Genomic DNA, 22,977 nt, shown 5'->3' on the forward strand with positions numbered 1-22,977 from the left:
GAATAATGAAAACGCTGCTGATTATTGACTCCGGACTCGGACAGGCTCGCGCCTATATGGCGAAGACGCTGCTGGGCGCGGCGGCTCACAAAGCACATCTGGATATTATCGACAACCCGGGCGATGCCGAACTGGCGATTGTGCTGGGCGACAGCATCCCGGCGGACAGCGCGCTGAACGGCAAAAAAGTGTGGCTGGGCGATATCAATCGCGCGGTGGCGCATCCTGAGCTGTTCCTGAGCGAGGCCAAAGGCCACGCAACGGTGTACAGCGCACCTGTTGCAAAAACGCCGGTTGCGGCGTCCGGCCCGAAACGAATTGTCGCCGTGACGGCCTGCCCGACGGGCGTGGCGCACACCTTTATGGCGGCTGAAGCCATTGAAACCGAAGCGAAAAAACGCGGCTGGTGGGTGAAGGTTGAAACCCGCGGTTCCGTTGGCGCGGGCAACCCTATTACGGCGGAAGAGGTGGCTGAGGCGGATCTGGTGATCGTCGCGGCGGATATCGAAGTGGATCTGGCGAAGTTCGCCGGTAAGCCGATGTACCGTACCTCGACCGGCCTGGCGCTGAAAAAGACCGCTCAGGAGTTTGATAAAGCGCTGGCGGAAGCTAAGCCGTATCAGGCAACCGGCGCGGCGAAAACCGCTACAGAAGGGAAAAAAGAGTCTGCGGGCGCGTATCGCCACCTGCTGACCGGCGTCTCCTACATGCTGCCGATGGTTGTTGCGGGCGGTCTGTGTATTGCGCTTTCCTTCGCGTTTGGTATTGAAGCGTTTAAGGAGCAGGACACCCTGGCCGCGGCGCTGATGCAGATTGGTGGCGGCTCAGCCTTCGCGCTGATGGTGCCGGTGCTGGCAGGCTTTATTGCCTTCTCCATTGCTGACCGTCCGGGTCTGACCCCGGGCCTTATCGGCGGTATGCTCGCCGTGAGCACCGGTTCCGGCTTTATCGGCGGTATCATTGCGGGCTTCCTGGCGGGTTACGTCGCGAAGCTTATCAGCTCGAAGCTGAAATTGCCGCAGAGCATGGAAGCGCTGAAACCGATCCTGATCATCCCGCTGATCTCCAGCCTGGTGGTCGGCCTGGCGATGATTTACCTGATTGGTAAACCGGTTGCGGGCATCCTGGAAGGGCTGACCCACTGGCTGCAAACCATGGGTACGGCGAACGCCGTTCTGCTGGGTGCGATCCTCGGTGGCATGATGTGTACCGATATGGGTGGCCCGGTGAACAAAGCGGCCTATGCCTTTGGCGTTGGCCTGCTGAGTACCCAGACCTACGCGCCAATGGCGGCGATCATGGCGGCAGGTATGGTGCCACCGCTGGCGCTTGGACTGGCGACAATCATCGCGCGTCGTAAGTTCGACAAAGCACAGCAGGAAGGCGGTAAAGCCGCACTGGTGCTGGGCCTGTGCTTCATCACCGAAGGGGCGATTCCGTTCGCCGCGCGTGATCCAATGCGCGTGCTGCCTTGCTGCATCGTCGGTGGCGCGGTGACCGGCGCTATCTCAATGGCGGTGGGTGCGAAGCTGATGGCACCGCACGGCGGTCTGTTCGTGCTGCTGATCCCTGGCGCAATCACCCCGGTGCTGGGCTATCTGCTGGCGATCGTCGCCGGTACGCTGGTGGCGGGCCTCTCTTACGCCGTGCTGAAACGCCCGGAAGCTGAAGCCGTCGCCAAAGCGGCATAAGCAGTAAGATGAAAAAAAAGCCGGGTTGCATGAGCACCCGGCTTTTTTTATGCCGCCTGTTCGGCGGTTTGCTGCGCTTTCAGCCAGGCAATCTCTTCGACCCAGATATCGGGATTGATGGTTTCCAGCACCATCGGGATCCCGTCGAAGCGCGGGTCCTGCATGATAAAGCGGAACGCATCGTGACCGATGTTCCCTTCGCCCAGGCTGTGGTGACGGTCGACCCGGCTGCCGAAGGCGCTTTTGGCATCGTTTAAGTGCATGCCGCGCAGGTACTGAAAGCCGACGATGCGCTCGAACTCATCGAAGGTGTGCTGACACGCCTCGGTGGTACGCAGATCGTAACCCGCCGCAAAGGCGTGGCAGGTATCGATGCACACGCCCACGCGGGTTTTGTCTTCCACGCCGTCGATAATCGCCGCCAGATGTTCAAACTTAAAGCCAAGGTTGCTGCCCTGACCGGCGGTGTTTTCAATTACCGCCGTCACGCCCTGCGTCTTGTCCAGCGTAATGTTGATGGATTCAGCGATGCGCGCCAGACAGGCGTCTTCATCAATTTGCTTCAGATGGCTACCCGGATGGAAATTCAGCAGCGTCAGCCCGAGCTGTTCGCAGCGCTGAACTTCATCAAGGAAGGCTTCACGGGATTTCTCCAGCGCCTCTTCAACCGGATGGCCGAGGTTAATGAGGTAGCTGTCGTGGGGAAGGATCTGGCCCGGCCCGAAGTGATATTTCTCGCAGGCGGCTTTGAACTCATCAATCATTTCGGTGGTCAGCGGTGCGGCACGCCACTGGCGCTGGTTCTTGGTGAACAGGGCGAAAGCGGTCGCCTCGATTTCTGCGGCGCGAATGGCGGCGTTCGCCAGGCCGCCTGCAGCGCTAACGTGCGCTCCAACATATTTCATAAGGGAATTCCTGTTAACCCGAAATGCGTATGATAACGGGTTAACAGGGGAAGGATGTAGTGGTTTATGCCATCAGGCTGTGTACCGCGAGGTTAATCGCGCCACCGCCGACAATCAGCCAGATGAACAGCACCAGCGCCATCAGCAGCGGTTTTGCCCCGGCTTTTTTCAGCGCGCTGACGTGGGTGGTAACCCCCAGCGCCGCCATCGCCATTGCCAGCAGCACGGTATCGAGCGTCACCAGCATATCCACCACGGCTTTTGGCAGCAGATGGAACGAGTTAAAGATCGCCACCACGATGAACAGGATCGCAAACCACGGGATCGTGATTTTACTTTTCTGGTTGCCTTCAGTGGGCGCCAGCTGTTTAACGCGTGCGGCCAGGAAAATCAGGAACGGAGCCAGCATCATCACGCGCAGCATTTTGGCGATCACCGCAGCGTTTTCCGCATCCGGGTTAATGGCGTGACCCGCCGCGACAACCTGCGCCACTTCATGCATGGTCGAGCCGATGTAGATACCGTAAGTTTCAGGGCTAAACCAGTGGGCCAGCAGCGGGTACATGGCCGGGTAGAGGAAAATCGCCAGGGTACCGAAGATCACGACCGTTGCCACCGCGACGGTGACTTTACTGGCCTCTGCTTTCACCACCGGCTCCGTTGCCAGCACCGCCGCTGCGCCGCAGATGCTGCTGCCCGCGCCAATCAGCCAGCTGGTTTGCTTATCCAGCCCGAAGATCTTCTGGCCGATAAAGCACGCCAGCAAGAAGGTGCTGCTCAGCGTCAGGACATCAATGACGATGCCGCTCACGCCCACGTCCGCAATCTGGGAAAACGTGAGGCGAAAGCCGTAGAGAATAATCCCGAGCCGCAGAAGATGCTGCTTGGCGAAAATAACCCCACCGTCGCAGGATTTCCAGATGTGCGGGTAAAGGGTATTCCCGACGACCATGCCAATTAAAATGGCCAGCGTTAAGGCGCTGAAGCCTGCGCCCGCCACCGCCGGAATGCTGCCGCCCCAGAGCGCCACGCCGGTAATGACGGCACTGAGCGCAAGACCCGGCACGAAGTGCCACAATGTACGATGATGCTGTAAGGTGATTTCTGACATAACCTTCTCCTTTGTCTGGCTAAAGGTTACGGCGCTCTGGCTTAAAAATAAAATTGATTATATATTTATAATCAATCTTTATAAGTGGTAAGCAACCATGCACATTACTTTGCGTCAGCTGGAAGTGTTTGCGGAAGTGCTGAAAAGCGGCTCGACGACACAGGCGTCGCAAATGCTGTCGCTTTCGCAGTCTGCCGTCAGCGCTGCGTTAACCGACCTCGAAGGGCAGCTGGGCGTTCAGCTTTTCGACAGGGTAGGGAAGCGGCTGGTGGTGAACGAACACGGTCGGCTTTTATATCCGCGCGCGCTGGCGCTGCTGGAGCAGGCGACGGAAATCGAACAGCTGTTCCGCGAGGACAACGGCGCGATCCGCGTTTACGCCAGCAGCACCATCGGCAACTACATTCTGCCCGAGGTCATTGCCCGCTACCGCCGCGACTTCCCGGCCTTGCCGCTGGAGATGAGCGTCGGCAACAGTCAGGACGTGATCAATGCGGTAATCGATTTTCGCGTGGACATTGGTCTTATCGAAGGGCCGTGCCACAACGTCGACATTATTGCTGAACCCTGGCTGGAGGATGAGCTGGTGGTGTTCGCTTCGCCAGCCTCGTCGTTATTACAGGGCGAGGTAACGCTCGAGCGCCTGGCGCAGGCCCAGTGGATCCTGCGTGAGCAGGGGTCCGGCACGCGCGAAATCGTGGATTACCTGCTGCTCTCCCATCTGCCACAGTTTCAGCTGGGGATGGAGCTGGGAAATTCCGAAGCCATTAAACATGCGGTGCGTCACGGGCTGGGCATCAGCTGTCTTTCGCGGCGGGTGATTGCTGAACAGCTCGAGGCGGGTACGCTGGTTGAAATCCCTGTTCCGCTGCCAAAACTGGTGCGCACGCTGTGGTGCATCCATCATCGTCAGAAACACCTTTCCAGTTCGTTGCAGCGTTTTTTACGCTACTGCGAGATGTAACCCTCCCCGGTGGCGCTTCGCTGACCGGGGCCAGGCGCGCTTTTCAGCCCCTGTTTGTATGCTTTACTTATAATCCTGGCCGCGTCATGAAGCTCTCTTATAACTGGGTATTTCTGCCGGAAGGAACGCGGATCGTCTGCTACAATCGCGCCTCATTTAATAAATGGACAGCATTTTCACATGGTTTCAGAAAATAAAACCACAGAAGCGCCCGCGCTACGTCGCGAACTCAAGGCGCGTCACCTGACGATGATCGCCATTGGCGGCTCCATTGGTACAGGTCTTTTCGTTGCCTCTGGCGCAACGATTTCGGCAGCAGGCCCGGGCGGGGCACTCTTCTCTTATATCCTTATTGGCCTGATGGTGTACTTCCTGATGACCAGTCTGGGCGAGCTGGCTGCTTACATGCCGGTCTCGGGTTCCTTCTCCACTTACGGGCAAAAGTATGTGGAAGAAGGCTTCGGCTTCGCGCTGGGCTGGAACTACTGGTACAACTGGGCGGTAACCATCGCCGTTGACCTGGTGGCATCACAGCTGGTGATGACCTGGTGGTTCCCGGACACGCCCGGCTGGATCTGGAGTGCGTTGTTCCTGGCGGTGATTTTCCTGCTGAACTACATCTCCGTTCGCGGGTTCGGTGAAGCGGAATACTGGTTCTCTCTGATCAAAGTGGCGACCGTCATCATCTTTATCGTCGTCGGTGTGGCGATGATCGTCGGCATTTTCAAAGGGACAGAGCCGGCGGGCTGGAGCAACTGGACCATAGGCGATGCGCCGTTTGCCGGGGGCTTGTCGGCAATGATTGGCGTGGCGATGATCGTCGGCTTCTCCTTCCAGGGAACCGAGCTTATCGGCATCGCGGCTGGTGAATCTGAAAATCCGGAGAAGAACATTCCGCGCGCGGTGCGCCAGGTGTTCTGGCGTATCCTGCTGTTCTATGTGTTCGCCATTTTGATTATCAGCCTGATCATTCCTTATACCGATCCGAGCCTGCTGCGTAATGACGTGAAAGACATCAGCGTTAGCCCGTTCACTCTGGTCTTCCAGCATGCTGGTCTGCTCTCGGCGGCAGCGGTGATGAACGCCGTTATCCTGACCGCGGTACTCTCTGCGGGTAACTCCGGTATGTACGCCTCTACCCGTATGCTCTACACCCTGGCCTGCGACGGTAAAGCGCCACGTATTTTCGCCAAACTCTCTCGCGGCGGCGTACCGCGTAACGCGCTGTACGCAACCACGGTAATCGCGGGTCTCTGCTTCCTGACTTCGATGTTCGGTAACCAGACCGTTTACCTGTGGCTGCTCAACACCTCGGGTATGACCGGCTTTATCGCCTGGCTGGGGATTGCCATCAGCCACTACCGTTTCCGCCGTGGTTACGTGATGCAGGGGCACGACATCAATGACCTGCCGTACCGCTCAGGGTTCTTCCCGCTGGGGCCGATTTTTGCCTTTGTTCTGTGTCTGATCATTACGCTTGGTCAGAACTATGAGGCGTTCCTGTCTGACACCATCGACTGGGGTGGCGTGATGGCGACCTACATCGGCATTCCGCTGTTCCTGGCGATCTGGTTTGGTTACAAGCTGGTGAAAGGCACACGTTTCGTTCGCTATAGCGAAATGGATTTCCCGGAACGATTCAAAAAATAACCGCAGTTCCTCTCTTTCAGCCCGCTCACTCGAGCGGGCTTTTTTATCTCCACAGTATGCAGAACGGATATAATTTTTAACAATTAAATTGATAATAGTTATCGTTTGCTTTATCGTTATCAAAAATTATAACGCGCCAGCCGACCCGCCACAGACGTGGGCGGCATGATGGGCAATGCGAGCAATAATTCATTGATTTAGTTGTGTTCACCTCATGGAGATATGGAATGTTTAGGTTGAATCCCATCGTCAGGGGAGGCCTTTGTGCGTCCGCTATGTCCCTGGCACTGCCTGTTGTAGCGGCGGAATCCGGCGACACGCTGGTTGTCACGGCCTCGGCTACTGAGCAAAACCTGAAGGATGCGCCCGCCAGTATCAGCGTGATTACCCAGGAAGATTTGAAGCGTAAGCCGGTTCAGAACCTGAAGGATGTGTTACAGGATGTGCCGGGCGTGCAGCTCACCAACGAAGGGGATAACCGTAAAGGCGTCAGCATTCGTGGGCTGGACAGCAGCTATACGCTGATCCTGATCGACGGTAAGCGCGTGAGTTCGCGTAACGCGGTGTTCCGCCATAACGATTTCGACCTGAACTGGGTGCCTGTAGACGCCATTGAGCGTATCGAAGTGGTGCGCGGGCCGATGTCCTCGCTCTACGGGTCGGATGCGCTGGGCGGCGTGGTCAACATCATCACCAAAAAGATCGGCCAGAAATGGACCGGTACCCTCAGTGCGGATTCAACGATTCAGGAACATCGCGATCGCGGTGATACCTATAACGGTCAGTTCTATACCAGCGGTCCACTGGTGGACGGTGTGCTGGGGCTGAAAGCCTACGGCAGCCTGTCCAAACGCGAAAAAGACGACCAGCAGTCATCTTCTACCTCCTCCACCGGTGAAACCCCGCGTATTGAAGGGTTCACCAGCCGTGATGCCAACGTCGAATTTGCCTGGACGCCGACGGAGAACCACGACTTCACCGCGGGCTACGGCTTCGACCGCCAGGATCGCGATTCCGACTCTCTCGATAAAAACCGCCTCGAGCGCCAGAACTACTCCCTGAGCCACAATGGCCGCTGGGGCGTGGGCAATAGCGAGCTGAAAGTGTATGGCGAGAAGGTGGATAACAAAAATCCCGGCAACGCAAATGCGATTACCTCCGAGAGCAACGCTGTTGACGGTAAATATGTGCTGCCGTTGGGTGAAATTAACCAGTTGCTGACCTTTGGCGGCGAGTGGCGTCACGACAAGCTGAGAGATCCGGTCAACCTGACGGGCGGCTCCAGCAGCAACACCTCAGCAAGCCAGTACGCACTCTTCCTGGAAGACGAGTGGCGCATCTTTGAGCCGCTGGCGCTGACCACCGGTATCCGTATGGATGACCACGAAACCTACGGCGACCACTGGAGCCCGCGTGCCTATCTGGTCTATAACGCAACGGATACGGTAACGGTGAAAGGGGGCTGGGCCACCGCGTTTAAAGCGCCGTCTCTGCTGCAGCTTAGCCCGGACTGGATCACCGGCTCGTGCCGCGGGGCGTGTGAGATCGTCGGTAACCCGGACCTGAAGCCTGAGACCAGCGAAAGTTTCGAACTGGGTCTCTATTATAGCGGGGAAGAGGGCTGGTTAGAGGGTGTGCAGGCGAGCATCACCACCTTCCAGAACGACGTAGACGATCGTATCAGTATCAGCCGTACGGCTAACGTCGATCAGGCACAAAGCTACCCGAATTATGTCGGTCTGAACGCCGACGGCGAGCCTATTTTCCGCTATTACAATGTTAACAAGGCGCGCATCCGGGGTGTGGAAACCGAACTGAAATTCCCGGTGGCGGAAGACTGGAAAGTCACGCTGAACTACACCTATAACGATGGCCGCGATATCAGCAACGGCGGCAACAAACCGCTGTCCGAACTGCCGTTCCATACGGCAAACGGAACCGTTGACTGGAAAGCCACGCAGGACTGGTCATTCTATGTTCAGGGCAACTATACCGGCGAGAAACGCGCCTTAACCAGCGGTGCCGCGACGCCGGGTGGCTATGTCGTGTGGAACACGGGAGCGTCATGGCAGGCAACGAAAGCCGTTAAGCTGCGCGCGGGCGTGCAGAACCTGCTGGATAAAGACCTCAGCCGTGACGACTACAGCTACACGGAAGATGGTCGTCGCTACTTTGTGGGCGTGGATTATAAGTTCTGATGTCGCTTTAATGCCGGGTGGCGGCTGCGCCTTACCCGTCCTATATTCGAGGGATTTGTAGGCCCGGTAAGCGAAGCGCCACCGGGCAACAAAGGGCGCACTTATCCCATTAAATGCGCCGCATGGAAGCGGAGATGATCCTCAATAAAGGATGCCATAAAGTAATAGCTGTGATCGTACCCCGGCTGAATGCGCAGGGTCAGCGGCCAGTTTTTCTGACGTGCGGCCTCTGCCAGTAGCGCTGGCTGCAGCTGACCGGCGAGGAACTGATCCGCATCGCCCTGGTCGACGAGCGTGGGGATCGCATCCGCCGAATCGCTCGCCAGCATCAGCGCACAGCTGTCCCATTCCTGCCACTGTTCAGCGTCCTCACCCAGGTAGTGCGTAAAGGCTTTTTGCCCCCACGGCACCTGAGAAGGGTTCACAATCGGCGCAAATGCCGACACGCTGGTGTATTTCCCCGGATTTTTCAGCGCCATGATCAGCGCCCCGTGGCCGCCCATCGAGTGACCGCTAATTGCACAACGCTCGCTCACCGCAAACTCTGCCTGAATCAACGCGGGCAGTTCATCGCGGATGTAATCGTACATGCGGTAATGGTTCGCCCAGGGTTGTTGGGTCGCATTGAGGTAGAAGCCTGCGCCTTTGCCTAAATCGTAGCCAGCATCGTCGGCAACCTCGTCACCGCGCGGGCTGGTGTCCGGCATGACCAGTGCAATACCCAGCTCAGCGGCGACCCGCTGCGCCCCGGCTTTGGTGGTGAAGTTTTCGTCGTTGCAGGTCAGGCCTGACAGCCAGAACAGAACGGGGGGATTTTCCGTCGGTGGCAGAAAAATGCTGAACGTCATATCACAGTTCAGAACGGTGGAGTCGTGCCGCCAGCGCTGCTGTCGACCTTCAAAACAACGGTGCTCTTCGAGCAGTTCCATGCAGGGCTCCTTATACGAAAAACGATTCATCAAACTCATAATACAGAGTTTTCATTGACCTGTGAGTAACTTTCACTTCCGCTTCACGGCGGGATGCTGCATCATAAATTTACTTTTCTTTAACAACTGGAGTGATCATGGCGCTGCGTATCGCGCTCAGCGGATTTGTGGTTCTGGTGGTTGCCATGGGCATCGGGCGGTTTGCCTTTACGCCTCAGGTGCCGCTGATGATTGCCGCCGGGCAACTCACGCTGACCAGCGCCGGGCTGGTGGCGGCGATGAACTACCTGGGTTATCTGGTAGGGGCCTGGGATGCCATGCGCGCCCATCGCTTCGTGGAAACGCGTCTCTGGTTGGGCATGACCGGCGCGGTTGCGCTGACGCTCCTTTCCGCCGCCGCGGATAATGCGCTCGTCCACGGACTGCTGCGCTTTGTTATCGGCTGCATGAGCGGCTGGTCAATGGTGCTGATTGCCGCCTGGACCAACGAGCGTCTGGGCCAGTTGGGTAAGCCGGGCCTGAGCGCGGCGGTCTTCGCCGGGCCGGGGGCGGGTATCGCCCTGAGCGGACTGCTGGCGGTCTATATTCAGGCGAAGGGGCTGTCGGCAGGGGCGGCCTGGCAAATCTATGGCGTGCTGGCGCTGGTGCTTATCGCGCTGGTGGCGCGGTATCTGCCGCGTGCGGGTCAACTCCATCGACCCGGCACGGCGCCTGAGCCACTCACGTTGACCACGGATTTGAAACGGCTGGTCTGGAGCTACAGCCTGGCGGGATTCGGTTACATCCTGCCAGCAACCTTTCTCTCGCAAATGGCGGCCGTGCGATTCCCCGGCAGCGTCTTCGCGCAGTTTGTCTGGCCGCTGTTTGGTGCGGCCGCCGTGCTGGGCATTGCGCTCAGTATCGCCCTGCGTCATCTCTCCACCTCGAACCGCAGGCTGGCCATCGTCCTGTGGCTGCAGGGCGCAGGCGTGCTGGCGGCCTGGCTGTTACCCGGACTTAGCGGACTGCTGATGGGCGGATTGCTGGTGGGCGGCGGCTTCCTGTGTGCGGTTCAGCTCTCCTTACTCTATGGACGCGAGCTGGCGCCGAACCATACGCGCTATATGGCGGGGCTGCTGACCACGGGCTATGCAATCGGTCAATTGATTGGTCCGGTCACCTCCGCTATTTCCACCTGGCTGACCCATCAGCTGGAGCCTGCGCTGGGGCTGGCCGGGGTCGCCTTGTTCATTGGCGGCGCGCTGGTGTGGAACCGTCAGGCCGAAAGGCAGCGGCAATTGCAATAATTATCATCGTGAATACTGGATTATGTGCGTCACCTCACGCACAATGAGCGCACACTTTTGCCACAACGAGGGCAGAAGGAAGCCACACCTGCAGGAGAAAAAAATGTCATCACTCAGTAAAGAAGCTGCCCTGGTCCATGAAGCCCTGGTTGCGCGCGGTCTTGAAACGCCACTGCGCCCGCCGGTTCAGGAGCTGGATAATGAAACCCGCAAACGTCTGATTTCCGGGCACATGACCGAGATCATGCAATTGCTGAATCTCGACCTGAGCGACGACAGTCTGATGGAAACGCCGCACCGCATTGCCAAGATGTATGTCGACGAGATTTTCTCCGGCCTCGATTACGCCAATTTCCCTAAAATCACCGTCATTGAAAATAAGATGAAGGTTGATGAAATGGTGACGGTGCGCGACATCACCCTGACCAGCACCTGCGAGCACCACTTCGTAACCATCGACGGCAAGGCGACCGTGGCGTACATCCCGAAAGACACGGTGATTGGTCTGTCCAAGATCAACCGCATCGTGCAGTTCTTCTCCCAGCGCCCGCAGGTGCAGGAGCGTCTGACGCAGCAGATCCTTACCGCGCTGCAGACCCTGCTGGGCACCAACAACGTGGCCGTCTCTATCGACGCGGTGCATTACTGCGTTAAGGCGCGCGGCGTACGGGACGCCACCAGCGCGACCACCACCACCTCGCTCGGTGGCCTGTTTAAATCCAGCCAGAACACCCGCCAGGAGTTTCTGCGCGCCGTGCGTCACCACAACTAATCAGGCAGGGCAGGAACCATGGAGCGAAACGTCACGCTCGATTTTGTTCGCGGCGTCGCCATTCTCGGTATCCTGCTGCTCAATATTAACGCCTTCGGTTTGCCGAAGGCGGCTTATCTTAATCCGGCCTGGTATGGCGAGATCGCTCGCAGCGATGCCTGGACCTGGGCGGTGCTCGATCTCTTCGCCCAGGTTAAATTCCTGACGCTGTTTGCCCTGCTGTTTGGCGCGGGCCTTCAGCTGTTGCTCAGGCGCGGCACGCGCTGGATCCAGGCACGCCTGACGCTGCTGGTCATACTCGGCTTTATCCATGGGCTGTTCTTCTGGGACGGCGATATTCTGCTGGCGTACGGGCTGGTGGGGCTAATCTGCTGGCGCTTGATTCGCGATGCGCCCAGCGTCAAAAGCCTGTTTAACACCGGCGTGATGCTGTACGTCATGGGGCTGAGCGTGCTGGTGCTGCTCGGTCTTATTTCGGGCGATTCAACCAACCGCGCGTGGATCCCGGACGCGGCTCACCTTCAGTACGAACAGTTCTGGAAGCTTAAAGGCGGCACCGAGGCGATAAGCAATCGCGCGGATATGTTGGGCGACAATCTCATTGCGCTGGGCGCACAGTACGGCTGGCAGCTGGCGGGAATGATGCTGATGGGCGCGTCGCTGATGCGCACCGGGTGGCTGAAAGGCGAATTCAGCCCACGTCATTATCGTCTGACAGGGGCAGGGCTGGTGCTGCTTGGCCTGCTGATCAATCTTCCGGCGGTCGTGATGCAGTGGCATCTGGCGTGGAACTACCGCTGGTGTGCCTTCCTGCTTCAGGCTCCACGTGAGCTGAGCGCGCCGTTTCAGACCATCGGCTATGCGGCGCTGATCTACGGTTTCTGGCCACAGCTTAGCCGGCTGTGGATCGTCAGCGCCGTGGCCTGCGTAGGCCGCATGGCGCTCAGCAACTACCTCCTTCAGACGCTGATTTGCACCACGCTGTTCTATCGATTTGGCCTGTTTATGAAATTCGACCGGCTGACGCTCCTGGCATTCGTTATTCCAGTCTGGGCCGTGAACCTGGCGTTTTCCGTTATCTGGCTGCGCTATTTCCGCCAGGGACCGCTGGAGTGGGTATGGCGTCAATTAACCGCACTTGCGTCGGGTGTATCATTGAGTAATACAACCAGATAACGATCTGGATCACAATCATTAACAAAACGGATGTAAGCGTTTTCATCTGTGTGACCTTCTTCACGTAGTCCCCTTCCGCTCGCTGCCAGAATAGCCTCCTTGCTAAACACAGGGGGTGTCTGTGAGTTGCTGCAATCCTTTGAAGGATGGTGAACATGATCACCATTCGTGACGTTGCCCGTCTGGCGGGCGTTTCCGTAGCGACCGTCTCTCGCGTGCTGAACAACAGTGCGCTGGTCAGCCCTGAAACGCGTGAAGCCGTTGTAAAAGCCGTCACCCAACTGGGGTACCGACCCAATGCCAATGCTCAGGCGCTCGCGACCCAGGTCAGCGACACCATTGGCGTGGTGGTGATGGATGTGTCAGATGCCTTTTTTGGCGCACTGGTCAAAGCGGTGGACGTTGTCGCGCAGCAGCATCAGAAGTACGTGCTGATTGGCAACAGCTATCACGAGGCGGAAAAAGAGCGCTATGCCATTGAGGTGCTGATCCGCCAGCGCTGTAACGCCTTAATCGTGCACTCAAAAGCGCTCAGCGATGAGGAGCTGGCCGGGTTTATGGAGCAGATCCCCGGCATGGTGCTGATCAACCGGATTGTCCCTGGCTATGCCCATCGCTGCGTCGGGCTGGATAACGTCAGCGGCGCAATGATGGCGACGCGGATGCTGATAAACAACGGCCATCAGCGCGTTGGTTACCTTGCTTCCAGCCATCACATTGAAGATGACGATATGCGCCGGGAAGGGTGGCAAAACGCGCTGAAAGAGCAGGGCATTGTCCCGCTGGACAGCTGGATCGGCACCGGTACGCCGGATATGCAGGGAGGCGAGGCCGCGATGGTCGAGCTGCTGGGGCGTAATCTTCAGCTCTCTGCCGTCTTTGCCTATAACGACAGCATGGCGGCGGGGGCGCTGACCGCCCTGAAGGACAACGGTATTGCGGTGCCACAGCATTTATCGCTGATTGGATTTGATGATATCCCCATCGCGCGTTACACCGACCCGCAGCTGACAACGGTTCGCTACCCCATTGCCTCCATGGCAAAACTGGCGACGGAGCTGGCGTTACAGGGCGCAGCAGGCATGCTTGATGCGGGTGCAACCCACTGTTTCATGCCGACTTTAGTGCGTCGTCATTCGGTATCCATTCGGCAAATTGTGGCTCCGATCACTAACTGATTACACAGAGTGATGTAACCGTTTTCAATCTGTGAGTAAATTCACAGTATCTTAACAAGCCGCTGACTATGATGTCAGCGTTTTAGGGGCTGAAACGCTATGTAACGGTGATTATTCACTTTGGCCATAGCAAACGTGCCGTAAACATCTAAAAAAACGCATTTCTGGAGCCTTACCGATCACGGAAGAGAGAAAGTTTATAAGTGAACTTCGGCTGCCAGTAACGTTTATTTAACATCTGCCCGCCGACCGTTATTCACAAGAACTACCCTGCATAAAAAAAACCGGAGATACCATGAATAAGAAGGTGTTGACTCTGTCTGCTGTAATGGCAAGCATGCTTTTTGGTGCAGCTGCACACGCTGCGGATACCCGTATTGGCGTGACCATTTATAAATACGACGACAACTTCATGTCTGTTGTGCGTAAAGCAATTGAAAAAGATGCCAAGGCAGCGCCAGATGTTCAGCTGCTGATGAATGATTCCCAGAACGACCAGTCCAAACAGAACGATCAGATTGACGTGCTGCTGGCAAAAGGCGTGAAAGCGCTGGCAATCAACCTGGTTGACCCGGCTGCAGCAGGCACGGTAATTGAAAAAGCGCGCGGCCAGAACGTGCCAATCGTCTTCTTCAACAAAGAACCTTCCCGTAAAGCGCTGGACAGCTATGACAAAGCGTTTTACGTCGGGACTGACTCCAAAGAGTCCGGTATTATCCAGGGCGACCTGATTGCTAAACACTGGGCGGCAAACCCGAACTGGGATCTGAACAAAGACGGTCAGATTCAGTTCGTTCTGCTGAAAGGCGAACCGGGCCACCCGGATGCGGAAGCACGTACCACCTACGTTATCAAAGAGCTGAACGACAAAGGTCTGAAAACCCAGCAGCTGGCGTTAGATACCGCCATGTGGGACACCGCTCAGGCGAAAGATAAGATGGACGCGTGGCTCTCTGGTCCGAACGCCAACAAAATCGAAGTGGTTATCGCCAACAACGATGCGATGGCAATGGGCGCGGTAGAAGCGCTGAAAGCACACAACAAATCTTCCATTCCGGTGTTCGGCGTGGATGCTCTGCCAGAAGCGCTGGCGCTGGTGAAATCTGGCGCGATGGCCGGTACCGTGCTGAACGATGCCAACAACCAGGCGAAAGCCACCTTCGATCTGGCGAAAAACCTGGCTGACGGTAAAGGTGCCGCTGAGGGTACCAACTGGAAAATTGAAAACAAAATCGTTCGCGTACCTTACGTGGGCGTAGACCAGTCCAACCTGGCTGAGTTTCTCGGTAAATAAGTGAGTTAACCTGTCTCCACTGGGCGCAATTCGTTGCGCCCATTTATAACGCGCTATGCGAGGCCAACAAGGTATAATTATGGTCAGCACAACTACTCAGTCGTCCGGTGAATACCTGTTGGAAATGAGCGGTATCAACAAGTCATTTCCCGGCGTTAAGGCACTCGATAACGTTAATTTAAAAGTGCGTCCTCACTCTATTCATGCCCTGATGGGGGAGAACGGTGCGGGTAAATCAACGTTATTAAAATGTCTTTTTGGGATCTATCAAAAAGATTCTGGCAGCATTCTTTTTCAGGGGAAAGAGATCGATTTCCATTCGGCGAAAGAGGCGCTGGAAAACGGTATCTCAATGGTTCACCAGGAACTGAACCTGGTACTGCAACGGTCGGTTATGGATAATATGTGGCTGGGTCGCTATCCCACCAAAGGTGTATTTGTCGATCAGGATAAAATGTATCGCGACACCAAAGCCATATTCGACGAGCTGGATATTGATATCGATCCGCGCGCCCGCGTGGGAACATTATCCGTTTCCCAGATGCAGATGATCGAAATTGCGAAAGCATTCTCCTATGACGCCAAAATCGTCATTATGGACGAACCTACATCCTCATTAACGGAAAAAGAGGTTAACCACCTTTTTACCATTATTCGTAAGTTGAAAGACCGCGGCTGCGGTATTGTCTATATCTCGCATAAGATGGAAGAGATCTTCCAGCTGTGCGACGAAATTACCATCCTGCGCGACGGCCAGTGGATTGCCACCCAGCCGCTGGAAGGGCTGGACATGGACAAAATCATCGCCATGATGGTGGGCCGCTCCCTGAACCAGCGCTTCCCGGACAAAGAGAACACGCCGGGCGAAGTGATCCTTGAGGTGCGCAACCTCACCTCGCTGCGCCAGCCGTCGATTCGTGACGTGTCGTTCGATCTGCATAAAGGCGAAATTCTGGGGATCGCGGGCCTGGTCGGCGCCAAGCGCACCGATATTGTGGAAACGCTGTTTGGTATTCGCGAAAAATCCGGCGGCACTATTACGCTGCACGGCAAAAAAATTAATAACCACAACGCCAACGAAGCCATTAATCACGGCTTTGCGCTGGTGACGGAAGAGCGTCGCTCAACCGGCATTTATGCTTATCTGGATATTAATTTTAACTCGCTGATCTCCAATATCCGTAACTACAAAAGTAAAATCGGTCTGCTGGACAATTCCCGCATGAAAAGCGATACCCAGTGGGTTATTGACTCCATGCGCGTGAAAACGCCGGGCCACCGTACGCAAATCGGTTCGCTTTCCGGTGGTAACCAGCAGAAGGTGATTATTGGTCGTTGGTTATTGACTCAGCCAGAAATTCTGATGCTGGACGAACCCACCCGCGGTATCGATGTGGGTGCAAAGTTTGAGATTTATCAGCTGATCGCTGAGCTGGCGAAAAAGAATAAAGGGATCATTATTATTTCTTCCGAAATGCCGGAATTGTTAGGGATCACAGATCGTATTCTGGTCATGAGCAATGGTCTCGTTGCCGGAATTGTTGACACCAAAACGACAACGCAAAACGAAATTTTACGTCTTGCGTCTTTGCACCTTTAAGATCAGGGGCTCCTCATGAGTGCGTTAAATAAAAAAAGTTTTCTCACTTACCTGAAAGAAGGCGGTATTTACGTTGTTCTTTTAGTCTTGCTGGCCATTATTATTTTCCAGGACCCTACGTTCTTAAGTCTGCTGAACTTGAGTAACATTCTGACCCAGTCTTCCGTGCGTATTATCATCGCGCTGGGCGTGGCGGGTCTTATCGTCACTCAGGGGACAGACCTGTCGGCAGGGCGTCAGGTTGGCCTGGCGGCGGTTATCGCGGCAACGCTGCTGCAGTCGATGGAAAACGCCAACAAGGTCTTCCCGGAAATGGCAACCATGCCGATTTTCGTGGTGATCCTGATTGTCTGCGCCATCGGGGCAATCATCGGCCTGATTAACGGTATCATCATCGCTTACCTGAACGTGACGCCGTTTATCACCACCCTGGGTACGATGATCATCGTTTACGGTATCAACTCCCTTTATTACGACTTTGTTGGCGCTTCCCCCATTTCGGGCTTCGACAGCGGCTTCTCGACCTTCACGCAAGGGTTTATTGCGATGGGCAGCTTCCGCCTGTCGTACATCACCTTTTATGCGCTGATTGCGGTGGCCTTCGTCTGGGTGCTGTGGAACAAAACGCGCTTCGGTAAGAACATCTTCGCCATCGGCGGGAACCCGGAAGCGGCGAAAGTTTCCGGCGTGAACGTGGCGCTGAACCTGCTGATGATCTATGCCCTGTCCGGCGTGTTCTACGCGTTTGGCGGGATGCTGGAAGCGGGGCGTATCGGCTCTGCCACCAACAACCTCGGCTTTATGTATGAGCTGGATGCGATTGCGGCCTGCGTGGTCGGCGGCGTCTCCTTCAGCGGCGGTGTCGGTACCGTCATCGGCGTGGTAACCGGTGTGATCATCTTCACCGTGATCAACTACGGTCTGACCTATATCGGCGTGAACCCTTACTGGCAGTACATTATCAAGGGCGCGATTATCATCTTCGCGGTAGCGCTGGACTCCCTGAAATACGCGCGTAAGAAATAAGAGAAGTGATGTGAAAAAGCCCGCTCTTGTAGCGGGCTTTTTTTTACCGGGCCTACAAAATCGCGATGGCAGGTCGGGTAAGGCGAAGCCGCCACCCGACGGGGTTTAGCGTTTCTTCTGCAACTCCAGCAGCTGTTCCGGCCGTACTGCCGGGTAACCCTGCGCATCTTCCGGCACTTCATGCATCGTTGGGATGGGCACCAGCGGGCCTAAAAAGCGCGGTTCGCGTTTAAAGATGTAGAGGTCAGCCAGAGCACCGAAGCGAGCGCCAAACTCACGCACGCGCACGCTGAGCATATCTTTTGGCGACGGTACCGCGTAGCACTGGGCCTGAATACCCATATGCAACGCGATAAACAGCGCACGCTCGCAGTGGAAGCGCTGGGTGATGATGATGAAGTCGTTGGTGTCGAAGACTTTGCGGGTGCGCACAATGGAGTCCAGCGTGCGGAAGCCGGCATAATCGAGCACGATATCCGCCGGGTCAACGCCGCCGGCAATCAGATCCTTACGCATCGTCACCGGTTCGTTATAGCTTTGCTGGGCGTTATCCCCGCTCAGCAGCAGGTAGTTCACCTTGCCGCTGTTATAGGCGTTCAGCGCACCCTGAATACGGTAACGGTAATACTGGTTAATAACCCCGGTGCGATAGTACTTGGCTGTGCCGAGCACCACGCCGACCTGGCGATACGGGAGATCCTGCAAATCGTCAAAGATGTAGGGGGCGGTTTTCCAGCTCATCCAGCGGTCAAGGCCAAGCACGACCAACAGCAGTATGCCGACCAGGACAGACAGGCTGTAAAAAACGCGCTTTAACATGAAGATGGCTCGTACCGAAGGTGAAATTTAACTCAGGCTACTTTACCCGCCTGGTTAGCGCAAGAATCGGTGAATCAACTGAGGGGTTTTTCAGCAAACGGGCGGGCATTTCTGCCCGCCGTCAACATTACGCCAACAGTACGCGGTCGATTGTCGAGCAGCCGAGCGCCTTCAGGGTGGCGGCGGTAGCATCCCACTGGACCAGCGGTGCATCGGCTTTTTCTGCGAGGATCGCGCGCTGGATGTCCGGGTAGTCATAGCCGTTGAGACTCAGGAGGTTGAGCGCGCCCTGCAACGGGGGCAGCGTCGGGTTAAACGCGGCGTTCTCTGCGTAGCTGCCGGTGAAGATGCGCCCGTCACGACACTGAAGCGCCACGCCGCTTGGCGATGTGCTGTAAGGGGTGTGGCTCATGTTAGCAGCGGCAATCGCCGCTTCGCTCAGCTCATCACCGGAGAGGGCGAAACCGTGGTTCTGCGCGTCCATCAGCAGCGTTTTGATCTCCAGATCTTTCGGGCCAAACGCATCTGGCAGGTAATCGCCCAGCGTATGCGGCTCACGGCCCGGCAGATTGATGCGCAGCTCAAGTCCGCTGTTCAGCTCGTTCATAAACTGGCGGCAGTGGCCGCAGGGGGTGTAGTTAACGGTGATCGCGCGCAGGCCCTTTTCACCGCGCAGCCAGGCGTGGCTGATGGCGCTCTGTTCAGCGTGAACGGTTTGCTGCATGGTGGCCCCGAGGAACTCCATGTTCCCGCCGAAGTACCAGACGCCGCTGACGCCGCGCGCGATGGCGCCAACGTTGAAGTGGGAGAGATCGGCGCGGGCGCAGGCGGCAGCCAGTGGCAGCAGTGCAAAAGCCAGTTCGTCTTCGTCCAGTCCCGTGGCTTGTTTAAGCGTCGTGACCTGCTCCGCCGTCAGCAGGGCGGGGAAATGCGTATCCGCCAGAACCGGGGCCAGGGCTGATTGCAAATTCTCTGCAAGCTGGGCGAAAGCTGTTTGAAAACGTGGGTGCATGGCGTTGCCTCATCAAGGTTAATGGATCGGTAGTGTACGGAGCCGATGGGCCTTAATATGTGATCCACTTCTCATAATGTATGCAACTTATGAAATCAAAATGAAATTTGCGCGACGCATCGCAAAATTTTAGCCCACCACGGCCAGGATCACCGGGAAGAGGAACGGGGCAATCAGCGAGGTCATGATCCCGCAGATGACCAGCGCCAGGGAGCTGAATGCGCCCTCCTGATAATCCATTTCGGCACAGCGCGCGGTACCCAGCGCGTGTGAGGCGGTACCCATCGCCAGACCCCGCGCGGCTTTAGTATGAATTTTCATCACATTAAGCAGGGTGTGGCCAAACACCGCCCCCAGGATACCCACGAAGATCACGCACATGGCGCTGATGGCCGGGATCCCACCGATGCTGCCGCCCACTGCCATGGCAATCGGCGTGGTGACGGATTTAGGCATAATGGAGGCGGCAATCTCGGGCGATGCGCCCATCAGCAGCGCTACCGATGTGCCGGTGATCATCGCCACCAGGCTGCCCAAAAAACAGATGGTAATGATGGATTTCCAGCGGGCGCGGATTTGGTGCAGCTGTTCATATAAAGGAAACGCCAGCGCCACGACGGCAGGCTGCAGCAAATCGTTTAATATTTTGCTCCCGGCAAAGTAGCGTTCGTAAGGAATGCCGGTGAGCATCAGGAAAGGAATAATCACCACCATCGCCACCAGCAGCGGGTTAAGCAGCGGCATCTTAAAACGTGCGGCCAGTTTACGCGCGGCGAAGAAGACCACCAGGGTTAACGGCAGCGACCACCAGATATTGGCTATCATTGTTTGGTTCCTTTTTGCCCGACCACTTTACGTTCGCCGTGTACCAGATGCGAACTCCAGCTCACCACCAGCAATACCACCAGCGTACTGACCGCGCAGGAGACCACAATCGGGCCGAACTGCGCTTTGAGCAAATCGAAATACTGCATCACCCCCACGCCGATAGGCACGAACAGCAGCGCCATATAGCGGATAAGTACGAAGCAACCGGGGTTGACCCACTTTGCGGGTAGCACCTGCAGCGCCAGCAGCACAAACAGGATCAGCATGCCGATAATGCTGCCGGGGATCGTGATGGGCAGCAGCGAGGCGATAAAGATCCCGGCATAGAGACAGGCGTAAATCAGGACGAATGCGCGCAGATATTGCCAGACAGTATTCAATGATTTGCTCATGGTAAAAGTCCTTGAAGAAACGCATTCATCATACAATTAAACCCAGAAGTGTGCCACGGATCACATCATGAAATTTGAGAATACCAGACATTCCGAAAGGGAACGTTGGGCATTTCACCAAATGGACAGCAGCCCGTTTGCATGCCAGTATTAGTTTCATTTATGAATCAAACGATTAACAGGCTGCACAGGAGACGATCTATGCCGTCAATCATCATTAAAACCGCCGATGAGCTCGTCAGACAGCGCCACGCCGGGGAACTGTTAGCCTCCGTCTTTACCATGTTAGACGGATTTATCGCGCCCGGCGTGACCACCATGGCGATAAACAACCGTGTTGAGGCGTTTATCGTCGATACGCTTCAGGCTCGCCCGGCCAGTAAGGGGCAGTATGATTTTCCTTATGTGCTTAACACCTCCGTCAACGAGGTGGTCTGCCACGGCATTCCTAAAGAGTCTGAACATCTGAAGTCCGGTTCAATTGTGAACGTTGATATCACCCTTGAAAAAGAGGGCCTGATTGCCGATTCCAGCAAAATGTATCTGATTGGCGATGTTTCACCGCTGGCGCGTCGGCTGGTGAAAAAAACCTACGAAGCGATGTGGAAAGGGATCAAGGCGGTGAAGCCCGGCGCGACGCTCGGGGATATCGGCCACGCTATTCAGTCGCACGTTGAAAGCAACGGCTACAGCGTGGTGCGTGAGTACTGCGGCCACGGTATCGGCAAAGAGATGCACGAGGAGCCGCAGGTGCTGCATTACGGCAAACCGGGCGAAGGTGCGATGCTGAAAGAGGGGATGGTGTTTACTATCGAGCCGATGGTCAACCAGGGCGACAGCCGCATCAAGACTAAAAAAGATGGCTGGACGGTGGTGACGCGCGATAAAAAATTGTCGGCGCAGTGGGAGCATACCATTGCGGTTACCGCAGACGGATTTGAGGTGCTCACCCTGCGTCCTGAAGAAACGATCCCGGATTAACCTCCGGGCTTCCCACTGACCCTGCGAGCAGATACCATAGCGCGTCTTTTTTCACAGGTACTCTGCATGCGTGTTTTACTGGCCCCAATGGAAGGCGTGCTCGATTCTCTCGTGCGCGAACTTCTGACCGAGGTGAACGATTACGATCTCTGCGTGACGGAGTTTTTACGCGTGGTCGATATGCTGTTGCCGGTAAAATCTTTTCACCGACTCTGCCCTGAGCTGCACAACCAGAGCCGGACCTCCTCCGGTACGCTGGTGCGCATCCAGCTGTTGGGCCAGTATCCCGAATGGCTGGCAGAAAACGCCGCCCGTGCCGTAGAGCTCGGCTCTTACGGCGTCGATCTCAACTGTGGCTGCCCGTCGAAAATGGTCAACGGCAGCGGCGGTGGGGCGACGCTGTTAAAAGATCCTGAGCTTATCTATCGCGGCGCAAAAGCCATGCGTGAAGCCGTGCCGTCGCATCTGCCGGTAACGGTTAAAGTGCGCCTGGGCTGGGACAGCGGCGCGCGCCAGTTTGAAATCGCCGATGCGGTACAGCAGGCCGGGGCAACCGAGCTGGTGGTGCATGGCCGTACCAAAGAGGATGGCTACAAAGCGGAGCGCATCAACTGGCAGGCCATCGGTGAGATCCGCCAGCGGCTCACCATACCGGTTATCGCTAACGGTGAAATCTGGGATTACGAGAGCGCCCAGGCCTGCCTGAAAGCGACGGGCTGTGACGCGGTGATGATTGGCCGTGGAGCGCTGAACGTGCCGAACCTTAGCCGGGTGGTGAAATATAACGCGCCGCGGATGCCCTGGGCCGACGTCGTGGCGCTGCTGCAAAAATACAGCCGCCTGGAAAAGCAGGGTGACACCGGTTTATATCACGTCGCACGCATTAAACAGTGGCTTAGCTATTTGCGTAAAGAATACGACGAGGCACTGGGATTATTTCAGGAGATCCGTACGCTGCAAACGTCGGCGGATATCGCGCGGGTAATTCAGTCAAAATAATAAGCGTTAATTTGCTCACAATTTTTTAAATAAGAAAACATCGAAGGTTTTCAACGTGGCGCGACGGTGTTAAGGTGCCACTGTTTTCAACGCAGGATTGTTACTGGTTAACAGGCAAAACCTAAGCGTTCCGCAGCATACGCCGCTGTGGAACGCTTAGGTTTTT

At 56.3% G+C, this 22,977-nt stretch carries 20 protein-coding genes; 13 read left to right on the forward strand and 7 right to left on the reverse strand.

Annotation, left to right across the window (positions count from 1 at the left end):
- Positions 1–5: 5 nt before the first annotated feature.
- The gene (gene fruA / locus I6L58_RS20535; protein ID WP_006176430.1) at positions 6–1,691 is read left to right on the forward strand and encodes a PTS fructose transporter subunit IIBC; all 1,686 of its coding nucleotides are present in this window, start codon (positions 6–8) and stop codon (positions 1,689–1,691) included.
- Between the two features lie 47 nt (positions 1,692–1,738).
- Here fruA and nfo read toward each other — a convergent pair whose 3' ends face one another.
- Entirely contained in the window at positions 1,739–2,596 is an 858-nt protein-coding gene (nfo, locus tag I6L58_RS20540) for a deoxyribonuclease IV (RefSeq protein WP_088208082.1), read from the reverse strand.
- A gap of 64 nt (positions 2,597–2,660) precedes the next feature.
- Positions 2,661–3,707, reverse strand: a complete 1,047-nt coding sequence (locus I6L58_RS20545) for a YeiH family protein (RefSeq protein ID WP_088208083.1) — start codon at positions 3,705–3,707, stop codon at positions 2,661–2,663.
- A 97-nt stretch (positions 3,708–3,804) separates the two neighbouring features.
- Between I6L58_RS20545 and yieE the strand changes: the two genes are divergently transcribed.
- The 3 genes from yieE (at position 3,805) to cirA (ending at position 8,519) form a co-directional block, all read left to right on the forward strand.
- On the forward strand, positions 3,805–4,671 hold the full coding sequence (gene yieE / locus I6L58_RS20550) for a DNA-binding transcriptional regulator YeiE (RefSeq protein ID WP_006176427.1): 867 nt from the start codon (positions 3,805–3,807) through the stop codon (positions 4,669–4,671).
- Between the two features lie 180 nt (positions 4,672–4,851).
- On the forward strand, positions 4,852–6,321 hold the full coding sequence (locus I6L58_RS20555; RefSeq protein WP_088208085.1) for an amino acid permease: 1,470 nt from the start codon (positions 4,852–4,854) through the stop codon (positions 6,319–6,321).
- A gap of 227 nt (positions 6,322–6,548) precedes the next feature.
- Positions 6,549–8,519, forward strand: a complete 1,971-nt coding sequence (cirA, locus tag I6L58_RS20560; protein ID WP_088208086.1) for a catecholate siderophore receptor CirA — start codon at positions 6,549–6,551, stop codon at positions 8,517–8,519.
- Positions 8,520–8,620: 101 nt separating this feature from the next.
- Here cirA and fghA read toward each other — a convergent pair whose 3' ends face one another.
- A complete protein-coding gene (gene fghA, locus I6L58_RS20565) occupies positions 8,621–9,448 on the reverse strand; it encodes an S-formylglutathione hydrolase (protein ID WP_088208087.1) in 828 nt (275 codons plus the stop codon).
- A gap of 137 nt (positions 9,449–9,585) precedes the next feature.
- Between fghA and I6L58_RS20570 the strand changes: the two genes are divergently transcribed.
- From I6L58_RS20570 to mglC, 7 genes are all read left to right on the forward strand, one after another.
- Positions 9,586–10,734: a YbfB/YjiJ family MFS transporter gene (locus I6L58_RS20570; RefSeq protein ID WP_058609829.1), complete on the forward strand. Its 1,149-nt coding sequence runs from the start codon at positions 9,586–9,588 to the stop codon at positions 10,732–10,734.
- A 103-nt stretch (positions 10,735–10,837) separates the two neighbouring features.
- Positions 10,838–11,506 (forward strand): GTP cyclohydrolase I FolE, encoded by a 669-nt coding sequence (gene folE, locus I6L58_RS20575; protein WP_042320272.1) that lies wholly within the window; start codon positions 10,838–10,840, stop codon positions 11,504–11,506.
- Positions 11,507–11,524: 18 nt separating this feature from the next.
- On the forward strand, positions 11,525–12,682 hold the full coding sequence (gene yeiB / locus I6L58_RS20580; protein ID WP_088208088.1) for a DUF418 domain-containing protein YeiB: 1,158 nt from the start codon (positions 11,525–11,527) through the stop codon (positions 12,680–12,682).
- A gap of 155 nt (positions 12,683–12,837) precedes the next feature.
- Entirely contained in the window at positions 12,838–13,860 is a 1,023-nt protein-coding gene (gene galS, locus I6L58_RS20585; RefSeq protein WP_042320612.1) for an HTH-type transcriptional regulator GalS, read from the forward strand.
- A gap of 295 nt (positions 13,861–14,155) precedes the next feature.
- The gene (gene mglB, locus I6L58_RS20590) at positions 14,156–15,154 is read left to right on the forward strand and encodes a galactose/glucose ABC transporter substrate-binding protein MglB (RefSeq protein WP_088208090.1); all 999 of its coding nucleotides are present in this window, start codon (positions 14,156–14,158) and stop codon (positions 15,152–15,154) included.
- A 79-nt stretch (positions 15,155–15,233) separates the two neighbouring features.
- On the forward strand, positions 15,234–16,754 hold the full coding sequence (gene mglA / locus I6L58_RS20595; RefSeq protein WP_042320270.1) for a galactose/methyl galactoside ABC transporter ATP-binding protein MglA: 1,521 nt from the start codon (positions 15,234–15,236) through the stop codon (positions 16,752–16,754).
- 15 nt (positions 16,755–16,769) lie between these two features.
- On the forward strand, positions 16,770–17,780 hold the full coding sequence (gene mglC, locus I6L58_RS20600; protein ID WP_006176417.1) for a galactose/methyl galactoside ABC transporter permease MglC: 1,011 nt from the start codon (positions 16,770–16,772) through the stop codon (positions 17,778–17,780).
- A gap of 105 nt (positions 17,781–17,885) precedes the next feature.
- Here mglC and sanA read toward each other — a convergent pair whose 3' ends face one another.
- The 4 genes from sanA to I6L58_RS20620 all read right to left on the reverse strand — a co-directional run bounded on the left by sanA (position 17,886) and on the right by I6L58_RS20620 (position 20,831).
- Positions 17,886–18,599 carry an outer membrane permeability protein SanA gene (gene sanA / locus I6L58_RS20605; RefSeq protein ID WP_006176416.1) on the reverse strand — a complete coding sequence of 238 codons (714 nt, stop codon included), beginning with the start codon at positions 18,597–18,599 and terminating at the stop codon, positions 17,886–17,888.
- Between the two features lie 127 nt (positions 18,600–18,726).
- The gene (gene cdd, locus I6L58_RS20610) at positions 18,727–19,611 is read right to left on the reverse strand and encodes a cytidine deaminase (protein WP_058609827.1); all 885 of its coding nucleotides are present in this window, start codon (positions 19,609–19,611) and stop codon (positions 18,727–18,729) included.
- Between the two features lie 129 nt (positions 19,612–19,740).
- Complete coding sequence (locus tag I6L58_RS20615; protein ID WP_058609826.1) at positions 19,741–20,436, reverse strand: CidB/LrgB family autolysis modulator; 696 nt, start codon at positions 20,434–20,436, stop codon at positions 19,741–19,743.
- Positions 20,433–20,831 carry a CidA/LrgA family protein gene (locus I6L58_RS20620; RefSeq protein WP_006176413.1) on the reverse strand — a complete coding sequence of 133 codons (399 nt, stop codon included), beginning with the start codon at positions 20,829–20,831 and terminating at the stop codon, positions 20,433–20,435. The genes I6L58_RS20615 and I6L58_RS20620 overlap by 4 nt, the downstream gene beginning before the upstream one ends.
- Before the next feature lie 201 nt (positions 20,832–21,032).
- Between I6L58_RS20620 and map the strand changes: the two genes are divergently transcribed.
- Both map and dusC read left to right on the forward strand, forming a co-directional pair.
- Positions 21,033–21,812: a type I methionyl aminopeptidase gene (gene map / locus I6L58_RS20625; protein ID WP_088208091.1), complete on the forward strand. Its 780-nt coding sequence runs from the start codon at positions 21,033–21,035 to the stop codon at positions 21,810–21,812.
- Between the two features lie 66 nt (positions 21,813–21,878).
- Positions 21,879–22,811: a tRNA dihydrouridine(16) synthase DusC gene (gene dusC, locus I6L58_RS20630; RefSeq protein WP_088208092.1), complete on the forward strand. Its 933-nt coding sequence runs from the start codon at positions 21,879–21,881 to the stop codon at positions 22,809–22,811.
- Positions 22,812–22,977 lie beyond the last annotated feature (166 nt).

The sequence above is a fragment of the Enterobacter cancerogenus genome (assembly GCF_019047785.1).
In the GTDB taxonomy this organism is placed as follows: domain Bacteria; phylum Pseudomonadota; class Gammaproteobacteria; order Enterobacterales; family Enterobacteriaceae; genus Enterobacter; species Enterobacter cancerogenus.

What these genes read in the sequence shown, in the direction of transcription:
- fruA (WP_006176430.1), top strand. Translation starts at nt 6, where the DNA reads ATGAAAACGCTGCTGATTATTGACTCCGGACTCGGACAGGCTCGCGCC.
- nfo (WP_088208082.1), bottom strand. Translation starts at nt 2,596, where the DNA reads ATGAAATATGTTGGAGCGCACGTTAGCGCTGCAGGCGGCCTGGCGAAC.
- I6L58_RS20545 (WP_088208083.1), bottom strand. Translation starts at nt 3,707, where the DNA reads ATGTCAGAAATCACCTTACAGCATCATCGTACATTGTGGCACTTCGTG.
- yieE (WP_006176427.1), top strand. Translation starts at nt 3,805, where the DNA reads ATGCACATTACTTTGCGTCAGCTGGAAGTGTTTGCGGAAGTGCTGAAA.
- I6L58_RS20555 (WP_088208085.1), top strand. Translation starts at nt 4,852, where the DNA reads ATGGTTTCAGAAAATAAAACCACAGAAGCGCCCGCGCTACGTCGCGAA.
- cirA (WP_088208086.1), top strand. Translation starts at nt 6,549, where the DNA reads ATGTTTAGGTTGAATCCCATCGTCAGGGGAGGCCTTTGTGCGTCCGCT.
- fghA (WP_088208087.1), bottom strand. Translation starts at nt 9,448, where the DNA reads ATGGAACTGCTCGAAGAGCACCGTTGTTTTGAAGGTCGACAGCAGCGC.
- I6L58_RS20570 (WP_058609829.1), top strand. Translation starts at nt 9,586, where the DNA reads ATGGCGCTGCGTATCGCGCTCAGCGGATTTGTGGTTCTGGTGGTTGCC.
- folE (WP_042320272.1), top strand. Translation starts at nt 10,838, where the DNA reads ATGTCATCACTCAGTAAAGAAGCTGCCCTGGTCCATGAAGCCCTGGTT.
- yeiB (WP_088208088.1), top strand. Translation starts at nt 11,525, where the DNA reads ATGGAGCGAAACGTCACGCTCGATTTTGTTCGCGGCGTCGCCATTCTC.
- galS (WP_042320612.1), top strand. Translation starts at nt 12,838, where the DNA reads ATGATCACCATTCGTGACGTTGCCCGTCTGGCGGGCGTTTCCGTAGCG.
- mglB (WP_088208090.1), top strand. Translation starts at nt 14,156, where the DNA reads ATGAATAAGAAGGTGTTGACTCTGTCTGCTGTAATGGCAAGCATGCTT.
- mglA (WP_042320270.1), top strand. Translation starts at nt 15,234, where the DNA reads ATGGTCAGCACAACTACTCAGTCGTCCGGTGAATACCTGTTGGAAATG.
- mglC (WP_006176417.1), top strand. Translation starts at nt 16,770, where the DNA reads ATGAGTGCGTTAAATAAAAAAAGTTTTCTCACTTACCTGAAAGAAGGC.
- sanA (WP_006176416.1), bottom strand. Translation starts at nt 18,599, where the DNA reads ATGTTAAAGCGCGTTTTTTACAGCCTGTCTGTCCTGGTCGGCATACTG.
- cdd (WP_058609827.1), bottom strand. Translation starts at nt 19,611, where the DNA reads ATGCACCCACGTTTTCAAACAGCTTTCGCCCAGCTTGCAGAGAATTTG.
- I6L58_RS20615 (WP_058609826.1), bottom strand. Translation starts at nt 20,436, where the DNA reads ATGATAGCCAATATCTGGTGGTCGCTGCCGTTAACCCTGGTGGTCTTC.
- I6L58_RS20620 (WP_006176413.1), bottom strand. Translation starts at nt 20,831, where the DNA reads ATGAGCAAATCATTGAATACTGTCTGGCAATATCTGCGCGCATTCGTC.
- map (WP_088208091.1), top strand. Translation starts at nt 21,033, where the DNA reads ATGCCGTCAATCATCATTAAAACCGCCGATGAGCTCGTCAGACAGCGC.
- dusC (WP_088208092.1), top strand. Translation starts at nt 21,879, where the DNA reads ATGCGTGTTTTACTGGCCCCAATGGAAGGCGTGCTCGATTCTCTCGTG.